Raw genomic sequence first — 11,553 nt, forward strand, 5'->3', positions numbered from 1 at the left:
GAGCAAATGTATTTTAACATTTCCTGTTAAAAAATATTAAATAACCCAATTGTAGAATTTTAAGGATGAGTTGTAAATATCTAATTTGTATCTTAGCTATGAATTCTAAAATCTTCACTTATGTCAGAAAGCAAAAGAATTTCAAATCTGTATCAATCCATTTATAATGGAGATCCATGGCTGGAAGTTAACTTAACCAAAACTTTAGAAAACGTAACTGCCGCACAGGCCTACCGGAAAATAAATCCTAACTTAAATACCATTTGGGAAATTACCAACCATTTGATCCAATGGAGGAGAAACATTCTAAACCGTATGCAGGGAGAGGCCGTAATAACGCCGGATCACAACTATTTTGTGCCTGTTTTAGACCCATCAGAAGCGGCTTGGGAGCAATCGCTTCAAAGTCTGGCAAAATCACAGGAAGCCTGGAATACTTTCTTTCAGGATTTTGATGATGCCGATTTGGCTAAAATTTATGTAAATAATGGTCATACTTATTATGAACATCTTCACGGAATTATTCAGCATGATGTGTATCATTTAGGACAAATTGTTATCTTGAAAAAACTTCTTTAAAATAAGTCTGCTATGAAAAAATTGCTTTCAATTTTCGCTTTATTGTTTGTAATCGCTATTGGATTCGCTCAGGAATCAGAAACTAAATTTGATGAAAAATTGGCTAAATCTCTGAATGCCGACGAATATGGAATGAAAAAATATGTCTTCTGTCTTTTAAAATCCGGAAGCAACACCACCGCATCCAAAGAAGAAAGCAAGAAACTGTTTGAAGGTCATATGGCGAATATTGGAAAATTAGCCAAAGAAGGAAAACTGGTTGTGGCTGGTCCTTTTATGAAAAACGACCGAAATTATCGAGGCATCTATATTTTTAATGTTGAAACCATAGAGGAAGCAAAAGCATTGGTAGCAACAGATCCTGCCATAAAAGCTAATTTGCTTGAAGCCGAATTAACCCCTTGGTACGCCACAGCAGCTTTGCAGGAAACTTTGAAAATACACGATAAAATTGCCAAGAAAAAAATATAAAAACACTTTATGAAAACCGAAAAGGAAAAAATGGTTGCCGGAGAATATTATCTGGCAGGTGACCCTGTTTTAGTAAAAGAACGCCGAAAAGCCAAAAACTTACTGCACCGCTTAAACGTCACCGAATATCGAACGACCAAAAAAGCCAAAGAAATTTTAGCAGAATTAATTCCGAATGCAGGCAAGAGTTTTTATATAGAACCTCCTTTTCATTGTGACTATGGTTACAATATTTCATGTGGCGACAACGTTTATTTTAATGTAAACTGTGTTGTTCTGGACTGTGCTCCGGTAAATATTGGATCAAATGTGTTCTTTGCGCCAAACGTTCAAATTTATACCGCCACCCATCCGCTTGACGCTGAACTCAGAAAAACACTCGAAAATGCCTTACCCATTTCTATCGGAGACGATTGCTGGATTGGTGGAAATACAGTAATCTGCCCTGGTATCACCATCGGAAAAGGCTGTGTGATTGGTGCCGGATCAGTAGTGACCAAAGACATTCCGGACAACTCACTAGCCGTTGGAAATCCGGCAAAAATTATACGAAAATTAAATCAGGAACCCCAATAAAAAATCAATGCTTACCTTAAATAAAGTTCACCATATTGCCATTTTATGCTCGGATTATCAAAAGTCTAAAACTTTCTATACCGAAGTTCTGGGACTGACTATTATTAGAGAAGTCTATCGTGAGGAGCGTCAATCCTACAAACTTGATTTAGCTCTGAATGGTATTTATGTCGTCGAATTGTTTTCATTTCCTAATCCGCCAAAAAGGCCTTCAAGACCCGAAGCTGTCGGCTTGCGTCATTTGGCTTTTGAAGTCATTAACTTAGAGGAAACCATCGCTTTTTTAAACACTAAAAACATCGAATCAGAACCTATCCGAATCGATGAATTCACTGAAAAACGATTCACCTTTATTGCCGATCCTGACGAATTGCCTATTGAATTTTATGAAAGATAAGATCAAAACGAACAGAAAGTATTTTCTTTCACTGATAACTTTAACACAATATAAGGAGCGATTTGTATTAAAAACCGAATTTGATTAACTAATTTTGTAATCCGCATAAAAAATTGCGATTTCAAAATCGATCTCTGATGAACAAAACGGCGAAAATCAAAAAAAATCATCAATTTATTGTCTTCAAAAAATTAGTTATTGTTTCCGTATTAATAGGCTTTCTTTCTGCCTTTTTAGGAATCTCACTCAAAAAAATTACCGAATATTACGAAGAAATTTTCTTTCATGAAGTCTCCGTAAATCCTGTTTTTTATATCATCTTCCCCGTTTTTGGATTGTCCGTTATTTACTTTCTCAGACAATATCTCTTTAAGAAAAAAGAAAACAAGGGTATTAAAGAAGTTTTCGAAAGCACCAAATCCTCTTCCAAAAACTTGCCTTCTTATAAAATTCCGTCCCATTTTATCAACGGATTACTGACGGTAATCTTTGGAGGGTCTACCGGAATTGAGGTTTCAACCGTAGTGGCTACCGCCACCATTGGTTCTGTTGCACAACAAAAAAAAAATGTATTTCGTAAATACAAGACCGAACTAATATGTGCAGGAGTTGCAGCGGGAGTAACCGCTTTATTCAGCAGTCCGATTGCGGGAATTTTATTTGCTTTAGAAGTAATCTCCAGAAAAGTAACCCGTGCTTTTATTATTTCCAATATTATCGCCGTTTCCATTGCTTTTGGTTTACTTACTATCTTAAAAGAAGAGCCGCTATTTGCCGTCTCTATTACCACCTGGCATTTAAAAGCCATTCCTTACTTCATCCTTTTAGGAATTCTGGCCGGAGTAAATTCCGTTTATCTGACCCGTTGTGTTTTATTTTTTAAATCTCAATTCTCACGAATCGATACGCATTATTATAAAATCTTAATTGGTTCAGTAGTTTTAAGTATTTCTCTTTTTATTTTTCCTCAATTGTATGGAGAAGGATATCACGCTATAAAAGGAATATTCAGCACTACTTCTGAAATTCCGTTAACCATAACTTTATCGCTGACATTGATTGGTGTATTGATTCTTAAACCAATTGTAACCTCTATAACACTGGCTTCCGGAGGTGATGGCGGTGTATTTGCTCCAAGCTTGTTCATTGGTGCTTTTTTAGGATTACTATTGGCATCTGTATTGAATACCTTTTTTCATGTACACGTAATTCCGGTAAACTTTATGATTATTGGTATGGCAGCTGTATTGAGTGCCAGCATCCATGCCCCTTTTACAGCAATATTCTTAGTCTGTGGCTTAACAAACGATTATACTTTATTTTTGCCTATTCTCGTAGTTTGCCTCATTTCTAAATATACCGCAAAAATGATTTATCCGTATACCGTATATTCTTATTCTCCCAGCATTTCAAAATAATACATCATGCCCGTTCCCAACATAAAAAGAGGTTACCGCAAAACACGTTACATTCTTTACAAAGAAACCTTAATTGACTACAAAGAGCATTTTTGGTCGTTTTTGGGATCTTTTGTCGGAATTGGAATTCTGGCTTATCTGGAGTCGATACATTTTGGAGGAAGTGACCTTGTTTATCTTATTGGTTCATTTGGTGCTTCAAGTGTTTTAATTTACGGGATTATTCAAAGTCCGTTTTCACAACCCCGAAATTTAATTGGTGGTCATTTGATTTCAGCAATTATTGGGGTTTCCGTAAATAAATTAGTTCCGGATATTGTCTGGATCGCCGCACCTTTGGCCGTATCACTTTCTATTATTTTCATGCAGATTACCAAGACACTTCACCCACCCGGAGGAGCCACTGCGCTTATTGCGGTCACCGCTTCCCCGCAAATAAAAAATCTGGGGTATATGTATGTGCTGTCTCCTGTATTAGTTGGAGTGTTGATTTTATTTGTCACCGCTTTAATTTTCAACAACATGACTTCCAGCAGAAGTTATCCAAGTCACAGCACCTACCACAAACACTACCATAAGATTAGAAAACGTCTGAGTAGAAAGGGATAATAAGAGTTGCCAATCTTTCTCGGTCGATAAAGAAAAATCTTTTCAACAATTCGTAAATCAAAATTCGTAAATCGTTAATTATACTTTACCTTTGACCTTTCAATAAAAACAACGATTATGGTTTATAAATTTAGAGTAATTCTAGACGCCGAAGAAGATATTTTTAGAGACATTGCTATTCTTGAAGACGATACTCTTGAAGATTTACACAATGCTATCTTCAACGCTTTTGGTTTTGACGGAATGGAAGTGGCTTCGTTTTATACCTGTGATGAAACCTGGAATCAGGAAGATGAGATTCCACTTTTTGATACTGGTGACGTTCCCGGTGAGCAAAGAACGATGGGCGATTATCCGTTATCTTCTATTTTAGACGAACAAAATACCAAAATTATCTATGTATATGATTTCATCAATATGTGGACATTCTTAGTTGAATTAGCTGCTATTGAAGATCAAATCGCAGGAGCTCCATATCCTGAAACATTATTCTCACATGGAGAAATGCCGGACGAAGCTACAGAAAAGAACTTTGAAGCCGACATGCACGACGATATCTACGGAGAATTTGAAGACGATCTTGATGAAGATGATCTTGACATGTTCGAAGGCGATGACAGCTTTGAAGATTACGGATTTGAGGAGAATTGGAATTAGTTAGTAAGTACTAAGCTCCTTAGATGCTAAGATACTAAGCTTTTATATTTGAGGCATTTTTCTTACTTTTAGAATTTATTTTAAAAGCAAGATAATGAGTCATTTTAGAAAAATTTTAGTTTGGCAAAAATCAATTTCCTTAGTTACCAAAATTTACAAAATAACAAATAGGTTTCCAAAAGAAGAAATGTTTGGATTAACTTCGCAAATACGTCGGAGTTCCATCTCTATCCCCAGCAATATTGCAGAAGGATCAGGTAGAGAAAGTACTAAAGAATTTTTGCGGTTTTTATTTATTTCTCTAGGTTCTCTATTTGAAATGCAGACTCAGCTTGAAATTGCAAAAAATATAATTTACATAAACGAAGAAGAATTTAACCTTTTATACGAGGACAGTCGAGAGATTGAAAGAATGTTAGCGTCGTTAATTAAAAAATTAAAAGACAATAATTGAAAAACTTAGAATCTTAGAAACTTAGAATCTCAGCAACTCAAAATATGATCAACTTATTCAACACCCACATCGATACGCTTGCGATACACCGCGTAGGGAACAAAAGCAGAAACGAAGCGATTTTTTTATCAGAACAACCATTTAATTTAAATGATGAAATTGTTCCTTTGATCAAAGAGTACTTTTTTAAGCCTTTCAGAGAGAAAGAGGAAAACTATTATCAGTTTGCGCACGAAGTTGATTTAGACTACAACGACATGTTTAAATATGCGACAGAAATTTTTAGCAACCCTGGCAACTTGCACGAGGTTTCAAAAAAAATTACTACGCACCTATTCGAACAATCCAATCACCCGCACATTAAAAACGGAGAGGTTTATATCACGTACCTGACCAATCTAAGTATCGACAATAATGTTGTAGATGCTATTGGAATCTTTAAAAGCGAGTTGCAAGCCGACTTTTTACAATTTGAAGAGAAAGAAAGTAATCTTGAAATGATCCTGCAACAAGGAATCAACTTAAGTAAATTAGATAAAGGGTGTTTGATTTTTAACTATAAAAAAGAAGAAGGATACAAAATCCTGACCGTTGACAGCAACCGTTATGACGCACGTTACTGGTTAGAGCACTTTTTATCTGTTGATGCTTTTGAGGATGAAAACTTCATCACTAAAAAATACTTAAAATTCTGTCAGAACTTCGCCAAAGATGTCGTTTTACCAGCAGAAGACAAAAAAGAAGAAGTAATGTTCATGAACCGATCTGTGAATTATTTCGCAAAAAACGATCAGTTTGAAGAACAAAATTTCTTAAACGAGGTATTAGACAATCCTGAATTAATTCCTGAATTCAAAAACTACAAAGTAGATAAAGGAGAAAAATACAGCATCGAAGATGTAACCTCATTCCCAATTGCCAACGCTGCAGTTTCAGACGCCAGAAAATCGATCAAAAATGTGATCAATCTGGACACACACATTCAGATCAAAATGGATTTTATCAATCCGGAAAGTGCTGAAAAATTTGTTGAAAAAGGCTGGGATGAAGAAAAACAAATGTATTACTACTTAGTGTATTTCAATAAAGAAGAGAAAAGCTAAGAGTCATTCATTTTCTATTACTTACTTAAAGCAAAAAACGGCAACTACACTAGTAATTGCCGTTTTTTATGCTTCATTCCAAAGTTACAGTACTGAAAACATCGCTTTCAGAATATCATCGTAAACCTTCTTATCGTTCTCTCCGGAGCGAGCCAACACCCTGATTCCGGTATAATTATTAAAGATAAAACGAGCCAGCATTCTTGCTTCTAATTGCATTGAAATTTGTCCTGCCTGCTGTCCTTTTTTTACGGCTGTCAAAAAAATCTCCTCCACTGTTTGCCGATTATCGCTCACAATTTTAGCAATCTCTTCGTCATGCATTGCGAGTTCAACGGCAGCATTTACAACAAAACACCCCTTTGTCATTCGGTCATCCAGACTTTCAATAACCGCCTGTTTAAAAATCTCGGTTAAGGTTTCTTTTATATCTTCTGATTGATTCAAAAGGTTTCTCGTGGCTTCCTGCCCGTGTTCCAGATACCTTCTTAAAGCTTTTGAAAAAAGTTTCTGTTTGTCTCCAAAAGTATCATACAAACTCGAACGGCTTAACCCCAAATGCGTTACCAGATCTTGTGCCGAAGTACCGTTATATCCTTTACACCAAAAAATTTCTATCGCTTTATCCAGAGCCTTATCCTCATCAAATTCTTTTGTTCTGGCCATAACTTCATAATTAAATTCTCTTACAAAGATACGAAAAATTACGGAACGATTGTTCCGTAATTAGAGCAAAAAATTAAACCACCGTGTTTACGGTAAGCCCACCGTCTACCACAATTTCCGTTCCTGTAATAAACGAAGCATCGTCTGAGGCAAGAAAAGTTACTGTCTTAGCAATCTCTGAAGCTTTACCAAAACGTTTCAATAAAATTTTATCGCTTAACGCTGCACCAAATCCCTCGATTTCTGCTTTTTCTAATCCTAATTTTCCAAAAATAGGCGTTTCAATAGGTCCCGGTGAAATTGCATTAATTCTGATATTTCTGGGTGCCAGTTCTGTTGCAAAAACTCGGTTTAAAGATAACAGAGCTGCTTTACTTGCCGCATAAACTCCTGAATTTTCCATACCAACATTGGCATTTATAGAGGTATTAAAAACAACAGAACCTCCGTCATTTAAAATAGGCAACAACTTTTGAAGTGTAAAATAAACTCCCTTAACGTTCACATCCATAATCGAATCGTAATGACCTTCTGAAGCAGATTCCAAGGGAGCAAAAGAAGCGATTCCGGCATTTAAAAACAGTATATCAATTTTACCAAATTTGTCTTTTACTTCGGCAACTAAACGGTCAATTGATTTTAAATCGGATTGGTCCGATGCAATTCCGGTTACTTTCAATTCAGCTTCTGCTTTTGCTAAGGCTTCTTTATTTCTTCCCGTCACAATTACTTTTGCACCATTTGCTGCCAAATCCGCTGCAGCTGCATACCCTATTCCACTATTTCCACCTGTTACTATGGCAACTTTATTCTCTAATTTTTTCATTTTACTTGTTTTTAAATTACTGATTATTTGATTATTTTGATACAAAGATATTATAACGGAACGATCGTTCCGTTATTAATTACGTTAATATTTTGTTAAACAAAAAAGATTGCTTTTTACCCCTGCTGTTGACAAGCTTTTGCTCTATGCTATCATAAAGGAAAGAAATAATGAAATGCTAAAAATTCTTAATTTATGCTTAAATTTACAGTCTAAACCAATTCAGATGGATATTCATTTATACAACGAAAGTCCTTTCGAAACGATCATCTCCTTTCACAAGCTTATCGAATCTTTCGAAAAAATTGCTTTGTCAGATGTTGATTACAGGGCTAACTACGCAAAAGCCATTTTAAATCAAATAGAGGCCCTTCCGGAACTTCGAACCGGAATTAAAGACTACGCCACCATTAAGGACAATGAAGCTTTAATCAAAAACCTGTTGGCTGATATCTTCCCAACTGCGTTAACGAATAACGAAATAAAAGCGGTTACCATACCTTTTCAAAATTTATCATTCAATTATACCGAACGTTTTAAGAAGATTCTGAGTAATGCCGGATCTGAGTTTGACATGGAAATTCGTGATTTTGACGATCATCAGTTTTATGTCAACAACTGCTGTATCATTTTAGGGGCCTATTACAAGCAGCGTATCGATTTTAACAACCCATTTTTCTATGATATTCCGGATGAAAATGGAATAGAAAAACATTATCGAATTCTGTATAATGCCGATTTCATGGAAGTCATCCCAACAGAAAAATCAATCTCTTTAACCCAGGAAGACATCGATCTGCTCCTGGACAACTACAATGATCTCGAACTTTGGAAATCAAAATTCCCAAAGGGAAGCTGGATTCTGAAAGGATTTGGAATCGTTTCTTTGTTTGATGCGACCACAGAAAGTGCCATTTCAAATTTAAAAAGCAACTTACTCAAACCCGATTCAAAAACGGCTGCAACAGATGAAATTGTATTCAATATTTTTAAATCGATCTTTAAAATTCCCGATTTAAAAGTGGGATTTATTGTTTATAATCCGGAGGAAGAGAAATTTATAAGACCTGTTAAATTTGAAACTCAGATGCAAAGTTTTCTACTTTCAAAAGATCAGGAAATTGATTGTAAGAATGCTTTTTTTGGATGTACTTTCGAAAAATTATTAAACAATAAAGAACCTTTGGTGGTTTCTAATGTAAAAAAATTCATTGAAGAATCTTCCAATAAAAAACTGGGAGAACATTTATTAAAACAGGGAATTCAAAGCTGCATTTTTGCTCCGGTTATAAAAGATGGTCAATTACTGGGTGTAGTAGAATTGGTTTCATCGGAAATAAAAGCACTCAATACTATTAATGCTACCAAACTGGAACTGGTACTGCCCTATTTAACTGATACGATTGATCGCTACAATACAGATATGCAGCATCAGATTGAAGCCATTATTCAGCGCGAGTACACCACCATTCACCCAAGTGTGTACTGGAAGTTCAAAAAAGAATCACAAAACTATTTCCAAAACATCAATCACACTAAGGATTATATTTTTAAGGAAATTGTATTTAAGAACGTATATCCGCTTTATGGACAAATTGATATCAAAGGTTCTTCCGAACATCGAAATGAAACGGTTAAGATCGACCTTAAAAATCAATTGACTGCCTTATTGAAAATTTTCGAATCTCAGAATTCAAACCACAATCTGGTCCTTTTGGAACAGCGTAAATTTGAACTGGAATCTTTTCGGGATGAGCTTGACGCTCCTTTAAAAGCAGATACAGAGCAATATATTCAGCGTTATATTGAAGAAGAAATTCATCCTCTTTTAAAAAATACGAAAGAAACCGAAAAAAGTGAAAAACTGGAACGGGAGTACTTTGAGAGTCTTGATGCAAAAAGCGGTTTGTTTTATCAGGAGCGAAAGAAGTTTGATAATGCGATGTCTATTATCAACAAAAAACTAGCCTCGGTGCTGGACAAAAAACAACTCGAAGCACAACAGATTTATCCGCACTATTACGAACGGTTTAAAACAGATGGTGTTGAGCATAACCTCTATATTGGGTCTTCTATTGCGCCAAATCAACCCTTTGATATGATGTATCTGCACAACCTGCGTTTGTGGCAGTTACAAACCTTGTGCGAAATGGAACTTGAACATCATCAGCTTAAAGAATCACTCCCGTACGAACTGGATGTGACTTCTTTAATTTTAGTGTTTACTTCGCCGCTTTCGATCCGTTTCAGAATGGATGAAAAACGCTTTGATGTTGACGGAACCTACAATGCCAGATATGAAGTGGTGAAAAAACGCATCGACAAATCGAACATCAAAGGCACACAAGACCGTATTACGGAGAAAGAGAAAATTACAATTGTGTATTCTCAAAACAGCGAGGAAGCTGAATATTTGAAATACATCAAATACCTGCAGCACAAAAAAATTCTCGAGCCTTCTATCGAACAATTTGAAGTTGAAGACCTCCAGGGAGTTTCGGGTCTGAGAGCCATTCGTGTTAAAGTAATCAACAACAATACAAATCCCGCAGCGAAAAAAATTACCTACCAGGATTTATTAGATGAGCTCAACTAATTTTTAGTTGAGCTTTTATATGGATTTGAATGCAATTACAAAAGAGATTACGGTAACAATGATACCGATCATAAAAAGATTGTAAGCAATACGCAGTAAATTATATTTACGCTGTAACACCAATCCTAAATAATATAAATCTTTTATCATGGTTGAATACAGGTAATCCTTGTCTTTCATCATTTCGTTCATCGCCCAGTCATATTCTTCAAGAGGCATTTTGTAGAAATTTCCAAAGAATAATAAATTAATTTTCTTGGCTTCGATATCCTCACGTGTAAAAACGCCGGTTGTTACTTTTGGTCGTGTAGATAAAATGGCAAAAATAATAGTCACTACACTTGAAATCAGCATAATAAAAGTGGGGACAACCAAATGCGCATTCTTCGGACTGTCTAATTTAGGGATAATCGTAGAAAGTGCAATCGAAATGATAATAGCATTTACAGACAATAAAATATTTGCTTTACTATCGGCAATCCCACTTAAACGCGTATGATTTCCTAAGGTAACACGAAACAATGTGTCGATACCACGATCCGGTTTTTCAATTTTATCTCTCTTTCTATTCTCTTCTTCGATTTTTTCGGCCTCTTTCTTTTCCTGCTTTTCAATCTTTTTCTGCACCATTAACAGATTTTTCTCTTTTAAAGGCTGCCATTTTCTAAGCGCATAATCCGTGTAAAAGCGGTGCTTGTTCATTAGAAAATTTAGGTTTTCTTTTGCCCATTCGGCATTTGAAAAGTTTAAATTCCAGGTATTCTTTAATTCAATTCGCAATAATTCACAGGTCGTTGCATACTCAGTACCCATAAGGTGAGCAAAATCGGCATCCTTAATTATTTTCTCCAAATGTGTTTTAGGAATATACTCTTTTACGGTAGCCAGAATCAAACCGGAAACCTGTGTTATGAATTCATCCGACAGTCCTTTTTCCTTCAAAAAAGCCGTAGCAATTTTAACGCTCTCCTGTTCGTGATTCTCATAACCATTAATATATCCGGTATCATGAAACCAGGCTGCCACTAAAAGTGCTTCCTTCTGCTCAGCCGTAACATCTTCCTTTTTGCAAAGCTCTTTTACAGCATTTACGACCGTTAAAGTATGGTTGAAATTATGATAAGAATATAAATTAGAAAGTTTATCTTTGAGTAAATTACTAACAAAATCTTCGGATTGTTCTATTAAATTCATAAAGAAT

At 35.6% G+C, this 11,553-nt stretch carries 13 protein-coding genes; 10 read left to right on the forward strand and 3 right to left on the reverse strand.

What is annotated here, in order from left to right; genetic code table 11:
* The first annotated feature begins 120 nt into the window (after positions 1-120).
* The 9 genes from BHE19_RS12680 (at position 121) to BHE19_RS12720 (ending at position 6,264) form a co-directional block, all read left to right on the forward strand.
* Entirely contained in the window at positions 121-579 is a 459-nt protein-coding gene (locus BHE19_RS12680) for a DinB family protein (RefSeq protein ID WP_070907424.1), read from the forward strand.
* A 12-nt stretch (positions 580-591) separates the two neighbouring features.
* Positions 592-1,050 (forward strand): YciI family protein, encoded by a 459-nt coding sequence (locus tag BHE19_RS12685; protein WP_070907425.1) that lies wholly within the window; start codon positions 592-594, stop codon positions 1,048-1,050.
* A gap of 9 nt (positions 1,051-1,059) precedes the next feature.
* Positions 1,060-1,626, forward strand: a complete 567-nt coding sequence (locus BHE19_RS12690; RefSeq protein ID WP_070907426.1) for a sugar O-acetyltransferase — start codon at positions 1,060-1,062, stop codon at positions 1,624-1,626.
* A 7-nt stretch (positions 1,627-1,633) separates the two neighbouring features.
* Entirely contained in the window at positions 1,634-2,023 is a 390-nt protein-coding gene (gene gloA2, locus BHE19_RS12695; RefSeq protein WP_070907427.1) for an SMU1112c/YaeR family gloxylase I-like metalloprotein, read from the forward strand.
* A 137-nt stretch (positions 2,024-2,160) separates the two neighbouring features.
* Positions 2,161-3,441, forward strand: a complete 1,281-nt coding sequence (locus tag BHE19_RS12700; protein ID WP_070907428.1) for a chloride channel protein — start codon at positions 2,161-2,163, stop codon at positions 3,439-3,441.
* Between the two features lie 6 nt (positions 3,442-3,447).
* Positions 3,448-4,050 (forward strand): HPP family protein, encoded by a 603-nt coding sequence (locus BHE19_RS12705; protein WP_070907429.1) that lies wholly within the window; start codon positions 3,448-3,450, stop codon positions 4,048-4,050.
* Between the two features lie 117 nt (positions 4,051-4,167).
* Positions 4,168-4,707, forward strand: coding sequence for an IS1096 element passenger TnpR family protein (locus tag BHE19_RS12710; protein ID WP_017495227.1), 540 nt, complete (start codon positions 4,168-4,170; stop codon positions 4,705-4,707).
* Positions 4,708-4,801: 94 nt separating this feature from the next.
* Positions 4,802-5,161, forward strand: coding sequence for a four helix bundle protein (locus BHE19_RS12715; protein WP_070907430.1), 360 nt, complete (start codon positions 4,802-4,804; stop codon positions 5,159-5,161).
* A 44-nt stretch (positions 5,162-5,205) separates the two neighbouring features.
* Positions 5,206-6,264, forward strand: coding sequence for a nucleoid-associated protein (locus BHE19_RS12720; RefSeq protein WP_017495225.1), 1,059 nt, complete (start codon positions 5,206-5,208; stop codon positions 6,262-6,264).
* 84 nt (positions 6,265-6,348) lie between these two features.
* Here the strand turns inward: BHE19_RS12720 and BHE19_RS12725 are convergent, their stop codons facing one another.
* Positions 6,349-6,930 (reverse strand): TetR/AcrR family transcriptional regulator, encoded by a 582-nt coding sequence (locus tag BHE19_RS12725; RefSeq protein ID WP_070907431.1) that lies wholly within the window; start codon positions 6,928-6,930, stop codon positions 6,349-6,351.
* Between the two features lie 73 nt (positions 6,931-7,003).
* Entirely contained in the window at positions 7,004-7,756 is a 753-nt protein-coding gene (locus BHE19_RS12730) for an SDR family oxidoreductase (protein ID WP_070907432.1), read from the reverse strand.
* A gap of 226 nt (positions 7,757-7,982) precedes the next feature.
* Here BHE19_RS12730 and BHE19_RS12735 point away from each other — a divergent pair, with 226 nt between their 5' ends.
* Entirely contained in the window at positions 7,983-10,352 is a 2,370-nt protein-coding gene (locus BHE19_RS12735; RefSeq protein WP_070907559.1) for a GAF domain-containing protein, read from the forward strand.
* Positions 10,353-10,367: 15 nt separating this feature from the next.
* On the opposite strand, the gene BHE19_RS12740 is transcribed toward BHE19_RS12735, so the two are convergent.
* On the reverse strand, positions 10,368-11,546 hold the full coding sequence (locus BHE19_RS12740; RefSeq protein WP_070907433.1) for a Pycsar system effector family protein: 1,179 nt from the start codon (positions 11,544-11,546) through the stop codon (positions 10,368-10,370).
* Between the last annotated feature and the right edge of the window lie 7 nt (positions 11,547-11,553).

Source organism: Flavobacterium tructae (assembly GCF_001853485.1).
Classification (GTDB): Bacteria; Bacteroidota; Bacteroidia; order Flavobacteriales; family Flavobacteriaceae; genus Flavobacterium; species Flavobacterium tructae.